The organism is Rhodanobacter geophilus, from assembly GCF_040812275.1.
Lineage (GTDB): Bacteria > Pseudomonadota > Gammaproteobacteria > Xanthomonadales > Rhodanobacteraceae > Rhodanobacter_A > Rhodanobacter_A geophilus.
In genome coordinates, this window is sequence record NZ_JBFOHL010000005.1 from 168,185 (window position 1) to 187,460 (window position 19,276).

The window sequence follows — 19,276 nt, forward strand, 5'->3', positions numbered from 1 at the left end:
GGGGTTCGGCTTGTGCGAGTTACGGCGTCGGCCCAGCGGGCGTCACCATTCGCTCAAGCCTTCCAGCTCGTACAGCTTCTTCCAGCTTGGCCGTGCGCGCACCAGGTCGGCCAATCGTTTCAGCGCAGGCCAACCGGTGGCGGGGCGCGGCATGTTGCGCGACCAGCGCATCAGCATGGTCAGCAGCAGGTCGGCGCCGGAGAAGTCGCGGCCCAGCAGGTAGGGCCCGTGCGCCGCGAGCTGGGCATCGAGCAGGTCCCACACCGCGGCGATCTTCGCCTGCAGTGCGGCGCGGACTTCCGGCGTGTGTTCCGCGGTGCCGAGTTCCGCGGGATAGAACCAGAAGCGGTACGACGACATCAGCGTATTGCTGAGATAGACCGTCCACTGCAGCCAGGCCTCGCGTTCCGGCGCGCCGGCGGGCGGGATCAGCTTCGCCTCCGGATGCCGCTCGGCCAGCATCTGCAGCAGCGCCGCCGATTCGGCGCGCGGCCGGCCGTCGATCACCAGGGTGGGCACCACACCGCGTGGGTTGAGCTTCAGGTAATCGGCGCCGTGCTGCGCGTCCTGGTCGAAATCCACCAGCCGCAGCTCGTACGGCGCGCCGATCTCGAGCAATGCGAGGTGCACCACCATGCTGGCGGTGCCGGGGGAGTAGTAGAGGGTGTACATGAGGCCTCCGCACCGCAGAGTGGATCCGCCGATGTTGACGGCTCGCTCACCCTTCCCGCAACAAGCGCATCGGCGAGGTGCGCGTCACCTTGCGCGTGCCTGCCAGCCCCAGCAGCATCACCACGAAGGCGCAGCCCAGCGCACCCAGCGCCAGCGGCCACGGCGGCGGCGCGAAGCCGTCGATGTGGAACACGCTGCGGCCCAGCCACAGGCCCGCGGCGGCGGCGCCCAGCGCGGCGGTGAGGCCGGCGATCAGGCCGAGCAGGGCGAACTCGCAGGCGGCGGCCACACGCAGTTGCGCGCGACGGGCGCCCAGGGTGCGCAGCAGGGCCGCCTCGTGGCGGCGTTCGGCGGCGCTGGCCGCCAGCGAGGCGGCCAGCACCAGCGCGCCGGCGAGCAGGCTGAAACCCAGGATCCAGCGCACCGCGCCGCCCACGCGGTCGACGATCTGGCGGATGCGGTCGAGCAGGTCGTCCACGTCCACCAGGCTGAGGTTGGCATAGTCGCGCGACAGTTGCGCCATGGCCTGCGCGTGGCCGCGCGGCAGGTGGAAGCTGGCCAGCCAGGTGTGCGGCAGCGCGTCGGCATGCGCGGGGTCGAGCAGCAGGAAGAAGTTGACCCGGAACGAGCTCCAGTCGACCTGGCGGAAGCTGGTCACCTTCGCGTCGATGCGCCCCTCGCCCACGTCGAAGCTCATCGTGTCGCCCAGCTTCAGCGCGAACATGTCGCGCCACATGCGGTCCACCGATACCTCGGCCTGCGCCGGTCGCTCCTCGAACCAGTGCCCGGCGATCACCTGGTTCGCGGGCGGCAGCGCGGCGGACCAGGACAGGCGCAGCTGGCGGTCGGCCCAGTCCTTCGCGCGCGGGTCGGCGAAGTGCTGGCCGTCGATGGGGCGACCGTTGATCGCGGTGAGCTTGCCCACCGCCAGCGGCATCATGTTGAGCTGGTCGGCGCCGATGCGCGCCAGCGCCTGCGTGAAGCCGGCATGCTGGTCGTCCTGCAGGTTCAGCGCGAACCAGTTCGGCGTGTCGGCGGGCAGTTCCTTGCGCCAGCCGTCGAGCAGCGCGGGCGCCACGACGGACAGCAACAGCAGGGCGGTGAGGCCCAGGCTCAGTGCGGTGGCCTGCACCACGCTGAGCCCGCGCCGTCGCGCCAGCGCCGCCAGGCCCAGCCGCAGGGCAGGGTGCGCACCCGGTGCCACGCGTCGCGCCAGCCACAGCAGCACGGTCGCCAGCAGTGCGGCCATCAGCGCCACGCCGGCGAGGCTTGCGGCGAGGATGCCGGCGAGTTTCAACGAGCCGCTCTGGCTCCAGATCAGCGCCAGCGCCACCAGCGCGGGCAGCAGATACAGGGCGTCGAAGCGGCGCACGCGGCGCGCCAGGCTCTCGCGGAACACGGCGACTGGTGGCACGTCGGCGAGTCGCAGCAGCGGCGGCAGCGCGAAGCCGGCCAGCACGGCCACGCCCACCGCCGCGGCGCCCAGCGCGGGCAGCAGCGGCAACTCGGTGGGAATGCCGCCGAACAAGGTGCGGGCGAACTGCCAGGCCAGCTGAGCCGCGCCCAGCGTGAGCAGCACGCCGACGAGTGCCACCGGCACCGCCAGCGCGGTGAGCGTGAGCAGCAAGAGGCCGAGCACGCGCCGGCGCGGCGTACCCAGCGCGCGCAGCAGCGCCACCTCGGGCGTCTTCCGCCGCGCATAACGCTGCGCGGACAGCGCGATCGCCACGCCGGCGAGCAGGGCGGCCAGCAGGGCGGTGAGATGCAGGAAGGCGCCGGCGCGGTCGAAGGCCGTGCGCATGCGTTCCTGGGTCTGCTCCGGCGTGACCAGTTCCGCGCCCTGCGGCAAGGCCTGCCGTTCGGCCCACGCCCGCCAGCGACGCACGGCCTCCGGCGAACCCGCCAGCAGCAGGCGCAAATGCGCGCGGCTGCCGGTGCCGAGCAGGCCGGCCTGCTCGGCGTCCTGCAGGCTCATCAGCGCGCGCGGCGCCAGCGTCACCAGCGCGCCGCCGTCGGGCTGCTGCACCAGCTCCGCGGCGATGCGCAGCTGCTTGCCGCCCAGCTGCAGCGTGTCGCCCACCTTGAGCGAGAGCGCCACCAGCGCCCGATGGTCGAGGTAGACCGCGCCCGCGGCGGGGCCATGGCCGTTGCGCTGGCGCCCGGCAGCGTCGGCGAGCAACAGCTTGCCGCGCAGCGGATACGCGCCGTCGGTGGCCTGCACATCGAGCAGCTGGCTGTGCTCGTGGGCGAATGCCACGCTGGGGAAGCCGGCGGTACGGCTCATGGCGAGGCCGTCGCGGCGTGCCTGGTCGGCAAAGACATCCGGCACGGCCTGCGGCGCCGACACGCCGATGTCGCCACCGATCAGCTCCGCCGCGCTGGCAAGGATGCCGCGCTCCACCCGCGTGGCCAGCGTGGCCACCACGCCCAGCGCCAGCACCGCCAGCAGCAGGGAGCCGGCCAGGGTGCGCAACTCGGGCAGGCGCCACTCGCGGCGCAGGTTGCGCAGGGCTAGGCGCAGCAGCTTCATGGCTGGGCTCCGGTGGACGCGTGCGCGGCGTCCTGCGCCGCTTTGTTTTCCTCTCCCCCAACGGTTTCATCGTTGGAGGAGAGGGTTGGGGCGAGGGGGGCTTTGGCTTTTGCGGTTACGCAAGTTTCAAAGCGGTTTCGAGCCGCTGCCGCGGCCCGAGTTACTTTTCTCTTGCGTGGCCAAGAGAAAAGTAACCAAAAGAGAAGGCCACCCCGCGGCGGCGCTTGCCGGGCGTCCTGCCCGGCAAGTGCGTGAGGCGGTGCCGGGCTTTTCGAGCGGGCTCCTGCCCGCGCGAAAAGGCGAGCCCATCCATGGGCTCGCCCGCTGCGCGGCCTTCTCGTCCCCGCCTCACCGCCGCCGAGGGGCCCCGTTAAGAGCAGGCGCGCGTCGTGCGCGCCAGAAGCCACAGCAGAGCGCCGCGCCAGTGCGGCGCTCTTGCTCTTGTTTTGGCTGTTGCATCTGCGCGCAGGAGCGCGCTGCTTTTCTGGGGCCCCTATGGCGCGGCGGGCGGCTGGGGGAAAGTCCGCAGGATGGCCCGCAGGGATGCGGGCCAGTTTTTCGCCGGGGCAGGAGTCCCGCCGAAAAACCCCGCCACCCGCCCGCGCACCCGCAGGGCAGGATGCCCGGAGGGCGCGCCATCGGGGTGTCGTTTCCTCTTGGTTGCTTCTCCTTGATTCCGGGCATCCTGCCCTCCACCCTCGCGGGCCAGCTTCGCTGTTCGCCGCCGCTCCTGCGGCGGCGTGGACAAGCAAAGGAGAAGTAACTCGGGCGCCGGCAGGCGCACGAAACCGCTTCGTTCCTTGCGTGCAAGCAGAAGCAAAACCCCCTCTCCCCCGACCCCTCTCCCGCAAGCGGGCGAGGGGAGGAATGTTTGCTTCTTCCCGCAAGCGGGCAAAGGGAGGAATGCGCGCGCTCATGCGTCCACCGCCGCCGCGTGCGCCAGCACGCGCCCCTCCTGCAACTCGATGCGCCGCTGGCAGCGCGCGGCAAGCTGCGCGTCGTGGGTCACCAGTACCAGGGTGGTGCGGTGGTCGCGGTTCAGCGCGAACAGCAGGTCGGCGACGTGGTGGCCGGTGCGCTGGTCGAGGTTGCCGGTGGGCTCGTCGGCGAGCAGCAGGCGCGGGCCGTGCACGAAGGCGCGGGCGATCGCCACGCGTTGCTGCTCGCCGCCGGAGAGCTGGGCAGGGTAATGCCGGCGCCGCGCGGAGAGGCCCACCGCGTCCAGTGCCTCGCGTGCCTTGGCACGCGCCTGCGCGTCGCCTTCCAGTTCCAGCGGCAGCATCACGTTCTCCTCGGCGCTGAGCGCTGGAAGCAGGTGGAAGGACTGGAACACGAAGCCCACCAGGCGCCGGCGCAGGTCGGCGCGCGCTTCCTCGCCCAGCGTCTCCAGCGCATGGCCGTCGAGGCGGATGCCGCCGGAACTCGGCGTGTCCAGCCCCGCGAGCAGGCCGAGCAGGGTGGTCTTGCCCGAGCCGGAGGCACCGACGATGGCGAAGCTCTCGCCCGCTCCGACGCGCAGGCCCACCCGATCGAGGATCTGCAGCCGCCCCTCGGGACCGTCCACCGACTTGCTAACATCGTGAGCTTCCAGGACAGAGTGGGGCATGTCGCTCATGCGTCGTTTCCTGTGCTTGCTGCTGTGGCTTGCCGGTGCCGTCGTCGCGGTGCAGGCCGCGCCCGCGCGTAGCGTATTGGTGCTGGGCGATTCGCTGTCCGCCGCGCACAACATTGCGACGGAGCAGGGCTGGGTGCATCTGCTGGAAGTCCGTCTTGGCAAGATGGTGCCGCCGTGGGCCGTGGTCAATGCCAGCATCAGCGGCGAAACCTCGCTGTCCGGGCGCAACCGGCTGCCGGCGTTGCTGGCCACTTATCGTCCGGGTGTGGTGGTGATCGAGCTGGGCGCGAACGACGGCCTGCAGGGCCTGCCGTTGAACCGGCTGCGCGACAACCTCATGGCGATGGTCTCCGCGGCCCAGGCCACGCATGCCAGGGTGCTGCTGCTCGGCATCGAACTCCCGGTGAACTACGGTCCGCAATACCGCGACGGCCTGCGCGCGATCTATGCCGACCTGGCGAAACAGAAGCACGTGGCCTTGCTGCCGTTCCTGCTCGATGGCGTGGCACTGGATCCGGCCCTGATGCAGGCCGACGGCCTCCATCCGACGGCCGCCGGCGAACCGAGGGTGCTGGAAAACGTGTGGCGCGTGCTGCAACCGTTGCTGCGCCCGTGAGCTGAATGTTTCCCCGCGGTTTTCACGCCTTCATCACCCGGTGCCCGGTTAGCTCTTCACATTTGTGAAGCCACGCAGGAGGAGCGACATGAGCGGACACGACGAGCAGGCCGGCCTGATTCTGCTGGTGGAGGACAACCGCCAGATCGCCGAGGCGGTGGGCGAGTTCCTCGAACGTTGCGGCTATTCCGTGGACTACGCGGCCGATGGCGCCAGCGGGCTGCACCTGGCGGTGACCAGCAGCTACGACGTGATCGTGCTGGACCTGATGCTGCCCGGCCTCGATGGCCTGGAGGTCTGCCGCAAGCTGCGCCGCGAGGCGAAGAAGGCCACCCCGGTGCTGATGCTCACCGCGCGCGACACCCTGGAGGACAAGCTGATCGGGCTGGAAGCCGGCGCCGACGATTACCTCGTGAAGCCGTTCGAGGTGCGCGAACTGGAGGCGCGGCTGCGCGCGCTGATCCGCCGCGACCGCCGCCAGGTTTCGGCAGAGGTGCTCAACGTGGGCGACATGACGCTGGATACCGCCACGCTGCGGCTGACCCGCGCGGGGCAGGAGCTCACCGTGTCGCCGATCGGCCTGAAGCTGCTGGCGATCCTGATGCGCGAGTCGCCGCGCGTGGTGAGCCGGCGCGACATCGAGCGCGAGATCTGGGGCGACATGCTGCCCGACTCCGACACGCTGCGCTCGCACCTGTACAACCTGCGCCGGGTCATTGACAAACCCTTCCCGCGGCCCCTGCTACACACCATCCATTCGGCTGGCTACCGGCTCGCGGATCTCGACGCGGAAGTGGCCACGGCCGCCCACATGGCGTGACGTGCAGGCAGCGATGAAAGCGAAAGAAGTGCAGGGCGCGGTGGTGTTCCGCGCCGGCGCCTTCCGGCGTCGCATCGCCTGGGTGTTCGCGCTGCAGTTCGTCGCGGTGGCGATCGTCTGCGTGATGGGCGCGTACGACCAGGCGCCGCTCCCGGCGGCGATCGCGGTAATCGTGCTCGTCACCGGCCTGGCCTGGCTGGCCACGCGCCGCGAGTGGCAGCCGGTGAGTGCGCTGGCGCGGTTGATCAGCGAGTGGCACGACGGCCAGTCCGACCCGGCCGCGCTGCAGCCCGAACGTCTCTCGCGGCGTACCGACGCCGACCTCGCCGTGCTGGCGCGCGGGTTGCAGGGCTTCGCCGCGCGCATCGCCGACTACGGCCAGCGCGAACGCAACTTCACCCGCGACGCCAGCCACGAGTTGCGCACGCCGCTCACGGTGATCCGCATGGCGGTGGACATGCTGGCCGACGAGGGTGGCCTCGACGAACGCGGGAGACGCTCGGTGCGGCGCATCCACCGCGCCACGCGCGAACTGGAGGCGCTGGTCGAGGTGCTGCTGATCCTGGCGCGCGAATCCGACCCCGGCGGCACCGCCGAACAGTTCGTGGTGAACGACGTGCTGCGGCACGAACTGGAAACCGCGCGCGACCTGATGGCGGGCACGCCGGTGGAGCTGCAGTTGGAGGAGCCGGCGCGCTTCGCGTTGCACGGTTCCGCGCGCGCGTTCTCGGTGTTGTGCTGGCAACTGATCCGCGACGCCTGCCAGCATGCCGAGGCGGGCCGTGTGGTGGTCACCGTGTTGCCGGGCGCGATCACCGTGAGCCATGCGGCGGGCAGCGCCGCCGCGACCCGTGCCGGCGGCGAACGACTCAGCTTCGAGCTCGCGATCGCCCAGCGCATCAGCGACCGTTTCGCCTGGCCGCTGGAGCTGCATGCGTCAGGCAGGCCCGGCGTGGCCCGCGTGCGCTTCCCGGATATCTTGCCGATGAGGGCCTGAGGCCCATCGCGAAGCGCCGGCTTCGCGATGCGCAGGACGCCGCCGGTTACTGTTTCAGCGCGGAACCCGCCGCGAACGCGCAGCCGGTCTTCGCCTTCACCTCGTCCACCGTCACGCCGGGGTTCAGCTCGATCAGGGTGAGGCCCTTGCCCTTCTCGACGGCGAACACGCACAGCTCGGTGATGATCAGGTCCACGCATTCCTTGCCGGTGATCGGCAGCTCGCACTGCTCCTTGATCTTCGGCGAGCCATCCTTCGCGCAGTGCTCCATCAGCACCACCACGCGGCGCACGCCGCTGACCAGGTCCATCGCGCCGCCCGGGCCCTTCACCATCTTGCCCGGCACCATCCAGTTGGCGAGGTCGCCGGTGGCGGAGACTTCCATGCCGCCCAGGATCGACAGGTCGATGTGGCCGCCGCGGATCATCGCGAACGAGTCCGCGCTGGAGAAGAAGCTGGAGCCGGGCAGGGTGGTGATGGTCTGCTTGCCCGCGTTGATCAGGTCGGGGTCGACCTGCTCCTCGGTGGGGAACGGGCCGATGCCGAGCAGGCCGTTCTCCGATTGCAGCACCACGTCCATCCCGGCGGGGATGTAGTTCGCCACCAGGGTCGGGATGCCGATGCCGAGGTTCACGTAGAAACCGTCGCGCAGTTCCTTTGCGGCGCGCTGCGCCATCGCGGTGCGCGTGGGGTTCTCCTTGCCGGTGTTCGCGCCGGCGAGGGTGCGGATCTCGATGCGCTTCTCGTACTTCGCGCCCTGGATGATGCGGTCGACGTAGATGCCCGGCACGTGGATGTTGTTCGGGTCCAGCTCGCCCACCTCGACCAGGTGTTCCACCTCGGCCACGCAGACCTTGCCGCAGGTGGCGATCATCGGATTGAAGTTGCGCGCGGTCTCGCGGAACACCAGGTTGCCGAGGCGGTCGCCCTTCCACGCCTTGACGATGGAGACGTCGGCGCGGATCGCCTCCTCCAGCACGTATTCCTTGCCGTCGAACACCTTGGTTTCCTTGCCCTCGGCCAGCTTGGTGCCGAACGCGGTGCGGGTGTAGAAGCCGGGGATGCCGGCGCCGCCGGCGCGCAGCTTCTCGGCCAGCGTGCCCTGCGGGGTGAGGTGCAGCTCCAGCTCGCCGGCCAGCACCTGGCGCTCGAATTCCTTGTTCTCGCCCACGTAGGAGGCGTACACGCGCTTCACCTGATGCGTCTTCAGCAGCGGACCCATGCCGAAGTCGTCCACGCCGGCGTTGTTGCCCACGATGGTCAGCCCCTTGGTGCCGGCTTCCAGCAGCGCGCCGATCAGGTTCTCGGGGATGCCGCACAGGCCGAAACCGCCCGCCGCGATCGTCATGTTGTCGAACAGCAGGCCGGCTAGCGCCTTGGCCGCCGTTGCGTAGACCTTGTCCATTGCCGTGCCTTCATGCAGGGGAACCAGTTGCCAAGGATACGACGGATTGCCGCCGGGCCGTGCTGTACCAAGGTCGCAAGTGCTTCCGCGGCGGCTTATGCCGAGGCTTGACGTCTAGCATTTACGCATGTAAACATCAATTCACTTACACGTGTAAACGGTGGCATCATGGCGATCAGCGAAGCCGAGGCGGTGGTGATGGAGGTGCTGTGGCGCACGGCGCCACGCAGCGCCGAGGAGATCCTGGCCGAGGTCGGTCCGGCGCAGGACTGGCAGGAGGGCACGGTGAAATCCCTGCTCAACCGCCTGCTGAAGAAGAAGGCGGTGAAGGCGGAGAAGGATGGCCGCCGCTACCTCTACACGCCGCTGCTCAGCCGCGAGAAATACGTGTCGCAGGAGAGCAAGGGCCTGCTCGACCGCCTGTTCGACGGCCGCGTGGCGCCGCTGGTGGCGCACTTCTCCGAGCAGCGCAAGCTCGGCAAGAAGGACATCGCCGAACTGCGCAAGCTGCTCAAGGAGCTCGACGATGAACACTCTTGAATCGTTCGCGATGGATTGGGCCGCGCGCGGCTGGCTGGCGCAGCTGGCCTTCACCGCGGCGGTGCTGCTCGTTGCCGGGCTGCGCAGGCCGTGCCGCCGCTGGTTCGGTGCGGAGCACGCCTTCCAGCTGTGGCTGCTGCCGCCGCTGGCCATGCTGGCCAGCCAACTGCCGCATGCCGCCACATCGTCGGCGCCGCTGCCCCCGCTGGTGTACACGATCACCTCGGTGGTCGGCGCAACGGCGTCGCATGCGGATGCCGCCGGCGGTTTCGACTGGCGCACTGCCGCCCTGCTGCTGTGGCTGGCCGGCATCGCCGTGGTGCTCGGGTCCGCCGTCGCGGTGCAGCTCCGCTACCGTGAGCGTTTGCGCGGCGCCGCGCCGGTGACTGGCGTGTCGGCATCCCGGCCGGTACTGCGCGCCACGAGCGCCGGCGTCGGACCTGCCCTGGTCGGTGCATGGCGCAGCCGCATCGTGCTGCCCGCGGATTTCCATCAACGCTACGACACCACCGAGCAGGCGCTGATCCTCGCCCACGAGGCCGCGCATGCGCGGCGTGGCGATGGCTGGTGGTGCCTGCTTGCGCAGGCGCATGTCGCGCTGCTGTGGTGCCACCCGTTGGCGTGGTGGGCGCTTGCCGCGCTGCGCCAGGACCAGGAACTGGCCTGCGACGCCGCCGTGCTGCGCGAACACGGCGCGCAGCGCCGCAGCTATGCGAATGCGATGTTGAAAACCCAGTCGGCCGCATTCGCGTTGCCGGTGGGCTGCACGTGGTCCCCTCGCCATCCACTTACGGAGCGTATTGCCATGTTGGGGAAGCATCAGCCGGGAAAGGTTCGTCGCGCGTGTGGTTCGCTCGTTGTCCTGGGCATGGCGCTGGCGCTTGCGGGCAGCGTCTACGCGACGACGCAGCCGGGGTCGTCAACGGCAATGGCCACGCAGGAGGTTTCCGCGCAGCGTTACACGTTGAAACTGGTGCTCGGGTTCGGCGGCGAGCCGCCACGCTATCACGGCACCCTGTGCCTGAAGCCGGGCCAGTTCCACGACATGATCGAGACCAACCTTGGCAAGTTGCCGCAATGGCAAGGACGCTTCACCGTGGTTCCCGCCGAGCACGGGCAATTGGAGGTCCAGGCGACCATGAGTGGCGGCCCGCTGGCCAGGCCTGCCAACCCGCGGATTCGCATGCTGCCCGGGCAGCAGGGCACCATCCAGGTGGGCAGCAAGCTTGCCGACAAGGATGGCAAGGTCGTCGAGGACGACACGATCAGGATCGACCTGACGCCAAGCATCGGCTGCTGAGTATCGCTGCATGGGGTTGGCAGGCGCGTCTCGCTATACTTTTCCCCGTTGTCCTCAGGGAAAGAGTCCCGTGAAGCCGCGCCGCCTGCTGCCTGTCCTTGCCGCCCTCGGAGTCGCCACGATGAGCCACGCCGCCGTGCCGCCCGTGCTGGTGATCCACGGCGGCGCCGGGGTCATCAAGCACGACCTGACCCCCGCGAAGGAGAAGGCGATACGCGCGGCGATGACGAAGGCCTTGCAGAGCGGCTACGCCGAACTGAAGGCCGGCAAGAGCGCGGTGGACGCGGTAAGCGCGGCGATCGTGGTGCTGGAGGACGATCCGGACTTCAACGCCGGCAAGGGCGCGGTGTTCACCCACGACGGCAGGAACGAACTGGACGCGGCGATCATGGACGGCGACAGCCGTCGCGCCGGTGCGGTGGCCGGCGTGGAGCGGATCAGGAACCCGATCCTGCTGGCGCGCGCGGTGATGGAAAAGACGCCGTACGTGATGCTGTCCGGCACGGGCGCCGAGGCGTTCGCGCAAAGCATCGGCATGCCGCTGGTCGACCCCTCCTGGTTCCGCACCGAGGAACGCTGGCAGCAGTTGCAGAAGGCGCTCAGGGAGGACGCCGCCGGCAAGCGGCACGAGAGCGAGGAAACCGCGAAGCACTTCGGCACCGTGGGTGCGGTGGCGCTGGATGCGCAAGGGCATCTCGCCGCCGGCACCTCCACCGGTGGCATGGTCGACAAGCGCTGGGGCCGCATCGGCGACTCGCCGATCATCGGCGCGGGCACCTACGCGAACAGCGACTGCGCGGTGTCCGGCACCGGCTGGGGCGAGTACTACATCCGCACCGTGGCGGCGCACGCGATCTGCATGCAGGTGAGCCAGATGCGCGTGCCGATCAAGCGTGCGGCGGCCGTGGTCATCAACCAGGAGATCCCCGCGCTGGGCGGCAACGGCGGCGCGATCGCGCTGGACGTGCACGGCAACATCGCGATCCCGTTCAACACCGACGGCATGTACCGCGGCTGGATCGACGCCAGCGGCGTGCCGCACGTGGCGATCTACGGCGACGAGGACGATGGCAGCTCCGCGCCGCCCGCACCCGCGTCGGCCGCCAGCACGGACGATGCCGGCGAGCAGCCGTAGGAGCGGCTTCAGCCGCGACCGGCGCGTGAAATCGCGGCTTGAAGCCGCTCCTACAAAAGCTTCTGCAGCTGTGCCGCGGTGAGCTCGCCGCTGATGCCTTGCCGGCTGCCGTCGGCACGGATGATTTCGGTGTGCGGGGTCTCGCCGCCCCAGTCCGGATCGATCAGGTAATCGAGGCGCTCGGGCGAGGCTTCGGCGTAGGCGCGCGACGGATAGCCGTCCATCCGCATGGCCTTGAGCCGCGCGGCGATCTCCGCGTCGTGCGCGATGCCGTCGGTGGCCACGGTGACCAGCTCGATCTCCTGCGGGTGCGCACGTTGCAGCTTCGCCAGCGCCTGCATGTTCGCCTCGCAGTAGGCGCAATCCAGCGCCCACACGGCGAGGATGCGCACGCCATGGGCCGGCGGCTTGAGCAGGGTCGGCACTTCGGCGGCGGACAGCGGCGTGAGCGTGCCGGCATGGGCGAGGGCCGGTAGCGCCAGCGCGAGCAGGGTGGCGAGGGCAAGGCTGCGCATCAGGGAGCCTCGCCGGGAACCAGCCGGAAACCGGCGGCGGTGTTCCACGCCACGAAGGCGCGGCCCTGCCAGGTCAGCAGCTGCGGCGAGCCGACGGCGGCGCTGGAGTGGGCGATGGCACGCGGCGTGCCGAAGTGCAGGCCGTCGTCAGTGGAGCTGCGCAGCATCAGCGTGTAGCCGTTCGCGTCGACCTGGTTCCATGCCAGCCACACGGTCCTGCCGTGGACGGCCACGTCGGCGTGGCTGGCGCCAGGGCCGGCGAGCTGCAGCAGGTGCTTCGGCGGTTGGCCGGGATCGAGCTGGCCGTACCAGATCGCGGGACCGTGGCTGGCCTCGTACCACACGGCATGGCGCACGCCGTCGGCGCCGATGGCCAGGCCGGGGCCCTGCTCCGGGCAGGCGGCGATGCGCCAGCCGCTGAAGGTGGCGCGCTCGGCATGCACGGGCGTGCCATCGACGGGCAGCAGGGCGAAGGCGTGGTCGCGGACGTTGTCGCCGTAGACGCCGCGGAAGAACGTGGCGATTTCGCTCTTTGGCGTGAGCGCCAGCGCGATGCGGCAGCACTCGCAGGAATGGTCCATCACCTTGCGCTCGGGCACGAAGCTGCGACCCGCGTCGTCCGACCAGCTGTAGTACACCGCGGCGCCGAGGTAGGGGCGGCCCTTGGCCTTCGCTGCTTCCAGGTCGCGCTTGTCGATCCAGGCGATCACCACGCGGCCCCGGCCGTCCACGGCCAGCGCGTCGAAGCGGTGGGTGATGTCGGCGAGGTCGTGCTGCACGGTGATCGGCGCGGCGAAGTGTGCGCCGCCGTCCAGCGAGCGGGCGAAGCGCACGTAGCCGCTCCACGGCTTCGCGCGCGGTTGCGACCAGCTGACGTACAGCTCACCCTTTGAGCCGAACGCGATCTTCGGCCGGTTCTCGCCCGACTCGTAGATCGGCTCGGCGACGGCATTGACGTCCACCGGTGCGCTCAGGGTCTTGCCGAGGTCGTCGGAGTGGCGCAGGCGGACGTGGCCGTCCGCCGCGTCCACCACCCACAGCCGGCCGTGTGCGTCGAAGGCGGCGCTGGCGCCCAGCGCGGGGCCATGGGGCATCTTCATGCCGTGCATGTCGTGGGCGGCGACGGCGAACGACAGCAGGCAGAGCAGGGCGGCGATCAGTTTGCGCATGGCAGGTCAGGTCATGGAATTCGTCGGGAGGCGGCCTCTTCCCGCTGGCGGGAGCGGAGAAAGCGCGTCGCTACAGATCCCAGCGCAGTTCGCCGAACCAGGTGCGGCCGGCATAGGGATGGTAGACCCAGTAGTGCTCGTTGGTGAGGTTGTCCACGCCCAGCGAGGCGGTCCATTGCGGCGCGAAGCGCCAGCGCAGCCTGGCGTCGGCCACGGTGAAGCTGCTCACTGCGCCGTAGGTGTCCACGTGGTCGCTGTCGTCCAGCGTGCCGTACTGGCGGCCGGAATGGCGCAGGCCCAGCGACGTGTCCCAGCCCGGCGCGAAGCGCCAGTCGGCGAACAGGCTGGCGCGCAGGCGCGGGATGCGCGGGAAAGTCTTGCCGTCCGCGGTGGGAAACTGCAGGTCGCGCAGCGTGGTCGCCTGGTTCCAGGCGGCGCTGGCGCTGAGGTCGACATGGGAACCGCCGATGTCGGTCAGCACCAGCTCGCCCTCGATGCCGCGCGTGCGCACGCTGGTTATGTTCTGCACATTGGTCACCGGCACCGGCAGGGTGATGTCGGTCTGCGAGTACAGCGTGTCGGCCACGCGGTCCTGGTACAGCGACACGCGCCAGTGGCCTGCTTGCGGCAGCGTGCGGATCAGGCTGAGGTCGGTGGACCAGTCGCGCTCGGGCTGCAGGTCGGGGTTGTTGTTGATGATCGCGCCGTTGGAGACCGAACCCTGGAACAGTTCCTCGACGGTGGGGTAGCGCACCGCCTTGCCCCAGGACAGGCGCAGCTGCCAGTCGCTCGCGAGATCCCAGCTCAGCGCGGCCTTGGGCGAGAAGTCGCTGCGCCGGCGCGAGGGGTAGTCGAGCGCGGTGCTGGCGCTCGCCAGCAGGCCGTCCCGGGCGCGCCACTGTTCCCAGCGCGTGCCCAGGGTCAGCGCCCAGGCCTCGGCGAAGCTCCACACGTCCTGCAGGTAGAGCGCGCTGGTCTGCGTGCGGCCGGCGTAGGCGCGGACCAGCGGGCCGTCGGCGGCGCCCAGCCAGTCGCTGGCCGCGCGCACGCGCGAGTCGAGCCGGTAGCGGTCGAGGTGGGCGCCGGCATACAGCATGTTCTCGTCGCCCAGCGGGCCGGAACTGCGCAGGTCGAGCGTGCTCCAGCCGGAACCGCCCATGTCGTTCACCGTGCCGGGGCCGCTCCATGCACTGCTGGCGGACGAGCCGGCCGCGTCGTGCTCAAGGTTGTGCCGGTAGTCGTAGCGGCTGGCCACGGCGTCCCAGTGCCAGCTGTTGTCGAGATGGCCGGCGAGCTCGGCGCCGTAGAGCACGTGGGTCTGGTCGAAGGCGCTGGGGGCGAGGCCGCTGGCGGGCAGCGTCCAGACCCGGCCGTCGGCGAGGATGCCGCCGCCGTACACCGCTTGTCCGGCCGCGTTGCGGATCAGGCTGCGGGTGGCGTCGTACGCCCGGTTGTGCCACCAGCCCAGCGTGAACAGCGCGTTGACCGCGGGGGTGATGTCCACGCCCAGTTGCAACGACGCCTGGGTCTGCCGGGTGTGCTCGATGGTGTTGGCGCCGTAGACCAGCCGCGGCGTGCCGTTGGGGTTGCGGTCCAGCGTGGCGCCTTCCACCGGCACGGCGGCGGCCGCATCGCCGCCGGCGCCGGCGGTGGCGTACTGCATCGGCTGGCCATGGTTGTCGAGCCGGTTGAGCGAGAACAGCCAGCGCCAGCGGCCCTGTTTGTCGCCGAGCTGGGCGGCGAGGCGATGGCCGTCGTAATTCCCACCGGCGCCGTAATGGTCGCCATAGCCCTGGCTGAAATACTGGGCGTTGGCGCTGGCGATCAGCCGATCCGGCATGCGGGTGTGGATCAGCACCGTGGTGCCCATCGAGTTGCCGGGGTAGAGCGCCGAATACGGACCGTACAGCACGTCCACCGCGCCGATCTGCGCGGGCGCCACCATGCCCCAGCGCGGCGCGCCGTCCCAGCTGTTGCTCATCAGGTTGGAGAGCAGCAGGCCGTCGACGTAGAGCAGGCTGCGCGCGTTCTGCAGCGTGCCGCTGTTGCGGCCGCTGATCGTGGCGTTGGGGTCGCCGATGTAGCGCTGGCGCACCTGCAGGTTGGGCGCGTAGCGCAGCGCATCGGCGCTGTCGACCAGGTTCTGCTGCTGCAGGCGCTTGCGGTCGATGCGCACCGTCACGCCGGGCGTGTTCAGCACGGCGGTATCGCTGGCGTGCACCTGCACCGGGGCCAGCGTGGTGGCCTGCGGCGGGTCGTCGGCATGCACCACGCCGCCGGTGGCGGCCAGCAGCAGCGCGATGGGAATACGGATGTCCACGCAACAACCCTTGACCCCGGTCCAAGGTTGCTAGCTTAGCCGCTTCCCGCAACGGCGCCAGACGGCGCGTTGTCGCAGCCGCTGCGGGTCAGTTCTCGTCGCCGGGGCGCTCGCGCACCGGATGCTTGCCCAGCTTGCGCTGCAGGGTGCGGCGGTGCATGCCGAGCCGGCGCGCGGTCTCGGAGATGTTGCCGTTGCACTCGGTGAGCACGCGCTGGATGTGTTCCCACTCCAGCCGGCGCAGCGCCAGCGGCGCCTCGGGAGCGTCGGGCAGGTCCTCGTCCTCGCCTTCCGTTCCGCTGTCGCCGTCGAGCAGGGCGCGTACCACCGCGTCGGCATCCACCGGTTTCGCGAGGTAGTCGTGCGCACCGCGCTTGATCGCCTCCACCGCGGTGGCGATCGAGGCGTAGCCGGTGAGCAGCAGCACGCGCATGTCCGGCACCAGGGTGTGCAGCTCGGGGATCAGCCGCAGGCCGTTCTCCTCGCCCAGCTTCAGGTCGAGCACGCAGTAGCGCGGCTGGTGGCGGCGCGCCAGCATGCGCGCATCGCCGAGGTTGGTGGCCGAGATCACCTCGAAGCCGCGCGAGGTCAACGCGCGGGTCAGCACGCGCACGAAGGTGGCGTCGTCGTCCACCAGCAGCAGGGGGCGTGCGGGGGAAGGGTAGGCAGGCTCGTTCATGCGGGGATTCCGGTGGGGCGGCGCCGTCCATTTTGCCGCATGCGGTTCAACGCCGCGAAATCACCGCCAGCGGCAGGCGCAGGCGGACCACGGCGCCGTCGTCGGTGTTGCGTGCCACCAGTTCGCCGCTGAGGCGCTCGGCGGTGGCCACGGCGAGGGTGAGGCCGAGGCCCAGGCCGGCCTGTTTCTGCGAGTGGCCAAGCCGTGCATTGCCTTCGGTGCTGGCGAAGCCGGGACCGCGGTCGATCACCAGGAACTGCAGCCAGTCGCCTTCGCGCTCCACCTGCAGCAGCACTTCGCGCGAGTCGCGCAGGGCGGAGGCGTCGGCGGCGTTGTTCAGCAAGTTCAGCAGTGCATGGCGCAGGCCGGGCGGCACGTGCAGCGGCAGCCGTGCGGTGTCCTCGTCCAGCTGCAGTTCCAGCTCGGCCTCGGGGCGCAGCAACTGGAAGCGCTCGGTGCAGCTGTGCAGGAACTGCGCCACGTCCAGCCGCTCGGGCTCCTGCGAGAGCTGGGCCTGGCCGAACGCCACCATCTCGCGCAGGATGTCGCGGCAGCGGTCCACCTGGCCTTCGAGCAGGGAGAGATCCTCGGCCAGCCCGGCGTCGCCGGCGTGCTCGCGGCGCAGCTCCGGCAGCAGGGTGCGCATGGTGGAGAGCGGCGTGTTGAGCTCGTGCGCGGCACCGGCGGCCTGGGTGGCGATGGCGAGGATGCCCTCGTCGCGCAGCGCCCGCTCGTGCACGCGCTGCATCGCCAACTGCTGCACGCGCAGCGCACGCGCCAACCGGTTGATGAAGAAGCCCAGCAGCAACGCCATGATGACGAAGTTCACCCCCATGCCGATCACGTGCAGCGAGTAGCCGTGGTCGTGCATGCCGTCCAGCACCGGCAGCGGCACGTAGCGACGGAGCAGCAGCAGGTAGGCGGTGCCGGCGAGGGCGGCCACCGCGAGGATGGCGCGTATCGACAGCGCCGCCGCGGAGAGCGCGATCGGCACCAGCAGCAGGGTGACGAAGGGGTTGCTGGCGCCGCCGGTAAAGTAGAGCAGTACGCCCAGCACCAGGGTGTCGATGCCGATATGGGCGATCGTCTCCCCCTCGCTTACCGGCCAGGGGCGGCCCAGCCGCCACGCAGCCAGCACCGAGAACACCGCGAGCAGGCCGATGCAGGCCAGCAGCGGCAGCAGCGGTATCGCCAGGTGCAGCCAGAACGCGCAGACCAATGCGGCCACGCTCTGTCCGCCGATCGCGCACAGGCGCAGCCACGCCAGCGCGCGCGCCAGCGCAAACGGGCCGATGCGGTTCTTGAGCGGGCGATGCGACATGCGATCCGTCCTGTTGCCATGGCTCCGTCGCCGTGCGACGACGGAGCCGCCGGGTCAGGGCGTGTCGAACTCCTCGCTGCGCACGGCGGGCAGCGGCTCACGGTGGCTTGCCACGTCGGCGTGGCTGGCCGACAGCTTGCTCATCAGCGGCAGCACGGCCAGCGCGACCACGGTGCAGCCCACGCCGACCAGGCCGAGCTTGTTGAACAGGCTGGTGTAGATGTCCAGCGACTGCACCGGGTCGGTGAGCCCCGCGGGGATGTGCGCGTAGTTGGCCACCACGCTGCCGAGGTACTGCGAGATGCCCGAGGCCACGAAGTAGGCACCCATCATGAAGCCGCCCATGCGTTCCGGCACGTAGCGGGCGATCATCGCCAGGCCCAGGCCGGACACCAGCAGCTCGCCCAGCGAGTACAGGCCGTAGCCCCAGACCATGGTCCACGAGGAAACCTGGCCGTTAACGGCCCAGTGCGCGCCGACGCCGTAGATGAAGAAGCCGGCGGCCACCGCCGCGAAGCCCCAGGCGAACTTGGCGGCGACGGAAATATCCTTGCCGACGCGGCCCAGCGTGTTGTAGATGAGTACCAGCACCGGGCTCAGCAGCACGATCCAGATCGCATTGAGCGACTGGAACTGCTCCGGGATCCAGGTGAGGATGTGCCAGCCGAACAGGCTGAAGTCCAGGTCCACGTTCTTCTGCGCGAACAGGTTCAGCGACGTGGACATCTGCTGGTAGAAGATGAAGAAGAAGATCGTCTGCACCGTCAACACCAGCGCCGCGATGAGGCCGGCGCGTTCGTCCTGGTGGCTGGAGCGGATCAGGTGGACAAAGATGCCGAGCACGACGACACCGGCGGCATACACGCAGATGCGCGCCACCAGCTCGCTGTGCAGGATGAAGGCCGAGACGAACACCAGCGCCAGGGCGCTGCCGAGCACGCCGGACAGCTTCTTCAGGTCGACAGGTGCGTCGTCGGCCGGCGAGCCGATGTGCTTCAGCGTGCGACTCATCAGCGCGTAATTGAACAGGCCCAGCAGCAGGCCGACCGCGCAGGCGCCGAAGGCGGTGTGCCAGCCCCAGTCGTCGCTGACATGGCTGCCCACGTAATCGCGGATCCACGGCGTGAGCAGCATCGAGATGGTCGAGCCGATGTTCACCGCCATGTAGTAGATGGTGAACGCGCTGTCGATCTTGGTGTCGTCGCCTTCGTAGATCTTGCGCACCAGGTTGCCGGCATTCGGCTTGAACATGCCGTTGCCGACGATGATCACGCCCAGCGAGAAGTACAGGAACAAGGCGTTGTCGGTGGGAATCCACAGCAGCGCGTAGCCCAGCATCAGCACGATCGCGCCCATGCGCATGGTGCGGCGGGTGCCGATCAGCTTGTCGCCCACCCAGCCGCCGATCGCCGGCGTCACGTAGATCAGCGCGGCGGCCGCGCCCCAGATCAGGTTCGCCTTGGTGTCGACGAAGCCCAGCTTCTTCATCATGTAGGTGACCATCAGCACCTGCATGCCGTAGAAGCCGAAGCGCTCCCACATCTCGATCAGGAAGACGGTACTGAACGACCGAGTTTGCGAAACGGGTGGATTCTGGATGGCCATGCAACGATTCCGTGCTGAGGAGTACAACGGCCGCGCA

16 protein-coding genes and 1 pseudogene are annotated in these 19,276 nt (G+C 69.8%); 6 read left to right on the top strand and 11 right to left on the bottom strand.

Annotated features, from left to right (window positions below; genetic code table 11):
- Nucleotides 1-42: 42 nt before the first annotated feature.
- The 3 genes from ABQJ56_RS07425 to ABQJ56_RS07435 form a co-directional block, all read right to left on the bottom strand.
- Nucleotides 43-672: a glutathione S-transferase family protein gene (locus tag ABQJ56_RS07425; RefSeq protein WP_367844367.1), complete on the bottom strand. Its 630-nt coding sequence runs from the start codon at nucleotides 670-672 to the stop codon at nucleotides 43-45.
- 46 nt (nucleotides 673-718) lie between these two features.
- A complete protein-coding gene (locus tag ABQJ56_RS07430; RefSeq protein WP_367844368.1) occupies nucleotides 719-3,202 on the bottom strand; it encodes an ABC transporter permease in 2,484 nt (827 codons plus the stop codon).
- A 913-nt stretch (nucleotides 3,203-4,115) separates the two neighbouring features.
- Nucleotides 4,116-4,817, bottom strand: coding sequence for an ABC transporter ATP-binding protein (locus tag ABQJ56_RS07435; protein ID WP_367844369.1), 702 nt, complete (start codon nucleotides 4,815-4,817; stop codon nucleotides 4,116-4,118).
- On the opposite strand from ABQJ56_RS07435, the gene ABQJ56_RS07440 reads away from it, so the two are divergent.
- From ABQJ56_RS07440 to ABQJ56_RS07450, 3 genes are all read left to right on the top strand, one after another.
- Nucleotides 4,816-5,433, top strand: a complete 618-nt coding sequence (locus ABQJ56_RS07440) for an arylesterase (RefSeq protein ID WP_367844423.1) — start codon at nucleotides 4,816-4,818, stop codon at nucleotides 5,431-5,433. The genes ABQJ56_RS07435 and ABQJ56_RS07440 overlap by 2 nt on opposite strands.
- A gap of 88 nt (nucleotides 5,434-5,521) precedes the next feature.
- Nucleotides 5,522-6,253, top strand: a complete 732-nt coding sequence (locus ABQJ56_RS07445; protein ID WP_367844370.1) for a response regulator transcription factor — start codon at nucleotides 5,522-5,524, stop codon at nucleotides 6,251-6,253.
- Nucleotides 6,254-6,266: 13 nt separating this feature from the next.
- Nucleotides 6,267-7,250: a histidine kinase dimerization/phospho-acceptor domain-containing protein gene (locus tag ABQJ56_RS07450; RefSeq protein WP_367844371.1), complete on the top strand. Its 984-nt coding sequence runs from the start codon at nucleotides 6,267-6,269 to the stop codon at nucleotides 7,248-7,250.
- A gap of 46 nt (nucleotides 7,251-7,296) precedes the next feature.
- Here the strand turns inward: ABQJ56_RS07450 and ABQJ56_RS07455 are convergent, their stop codons facing one another.
- Both ABQJ56_RS07455 and ABQJ56_RS07460 read right to left on the bottom strand, forming a co-directional pair.
- Nucleotides 7,297-7,926, bottom strand: a complete 630-nt coding sequence (locus tag ABQJ56_RS07455; RefSeq protein WP_367844424.1) for a 3-oxoacid CoA-transferase subunit B — start codon at nucleotides 7,924-7,926, stop codon at nucleotides 7,297-7,299.
- Between the two features lie 93 nt (nucleotides 7,927-8,019).
- Nucleotides 8,020-8,655 (bottom strand): annotated as a pseudogene (locus ABQJ56_RS07460) (CoA transferase subunit A); the annotation flags it as partial.
- A gap of 168 nt (nucleotides 8,656-8,823) precedes the next feature.
- Between ABQJ56_RS07460 and ABQJ56_RS07465 the strand changes: the two are divergent.
- From ABQJ56_RS07465 to ABQJ56_RS07475, 3 genes are all read left to right on the top strand, one after another.
- Entirely contained in the window at nucleotides 8,824-9,195 is a 372-nt protein-coding gene (locus tag ABQJ56_RS07465) for a BlaI/MecI/CopY family transcriptional regulator (protein WP_367844372.1), read from the top strand.
- Nucleotides 9,196-9,205: 10 nt separating this feature from the next.
- Nucleotides 9,206-10,495, top strand: a complete 1,290-nt coding sequence (locus ABQJ56_RS07470) for a M56 family metallopeptidase (RefSeq protein ID WP_367844425.1) — start codon at nucleotides 9,206-9,208, stop codon at nucleotides 10,493-10,495.
- Nucleotides 10,496-10,616: 121 nt separating this feature from the next.
- Nucleotides 10,617-11,630 (top strand): isoaspartyl peptidase/L-asparaginase family protein, encoded by a 1,014-nt coding sequence (locus ABQJ56_RS07475; protein ID WP_367844373.1) that lies wholly within the window; start codon nucleotides 10,617-10,619, stop codon nucleotides 11,628-11,630.
- 50 nt (nucleotides 11,631-11,680) lie between these two features.
- Here ABQJ56_RS07475 and ABQJ56_RS07480 read toward each other — a convergent pair whose 3' ends face one another.
- The 6 genes from ABQJ56_RS07480 to ABQJ56_RS07505 form a co-directional block, all read right to left on the bottom strand.
- Nucleotides 11,681-12,145 carry a thioredoxin domain-containing protein gene (locus tag ABQJ56_RS07480; protein ID WP_367844374.1) on the bottom strand — a complete coding sequence of 155 codons (465 nt, stop codon included), beginning with the start codon at nucleotides 12,143-12,145 and terminating at the stop codon, nucleotides 11,681-11,683.
- A complete protein-coding gene (locus tag ABQJ56_RS07485) occupies nucleotides 12,145-13,314 on the bottom strand; it encodes a sialidase family protein (RefSeq protein ID WP_367844375.1) in 1,170 nt (389 codons plus the stop codon). The genes ABQJ56_RS07480 and ABQJ56_RS07485 overlap by 1 nt, the downstream gene beginning before the upstream one ends.
- A gap of 70 nt (nucleotides 13,315-13,384) precedes the next feature.
- The gene (locus tag ABQJ56_RS07490) at nucleotides 13,385-15,634 is read right to left on the bottom strand and encodes a TonB-dependent receptor (protein ID WP_367844376.1); all 2,250 of its coding nucleotides are present in this window, start codon (nucleotides 15,632-15,634) and stop codon (nucleotides 13,385-13,387) included.
- An 88-nt stretch (nucleotides 15,635-15,722) separates the two neighbouring features.
- A complete protein-coding gene (locus ABQJ56_RS07495) occupies nucleotides 15,723-16,313 on the bottom strand; it encodes a response regulator transcription factor (RefSeq protein WP_367844377.1) in 591 nt (196 codons plus the stop codon).
- A gap of 46 nt (nucleotides 16,314-16,359) precedes the next feature.
- Nucleotides 16,360-17,634, bottom strand: a complete 1,275-nt coding sequence (locus tag ABQJ56_RS07500; RefSeq protein ID WP_367844378.1) for an ATP-binding protein — start codon at nucleotides 17,632-17,634, stop codon at nucleotides 16,360-16,362.
- 54 nt (nucleotides 17,635-17,688) lie between these two features.
- Nucleotides 17,689-19,239 (bottom strand): peptide MFS transporter, encoded by a 1,551-nt coding sequence (locus ABQJ56_RS07505; RefSeq protein WP_367844379.1) that lies wholly within the window; start codon nucleotides 19,237-19,239, stop codon nucleotides 17,689-17,691.
- Nucleotides 19,240-19,276: the final 37 nt, after the last annotated feature.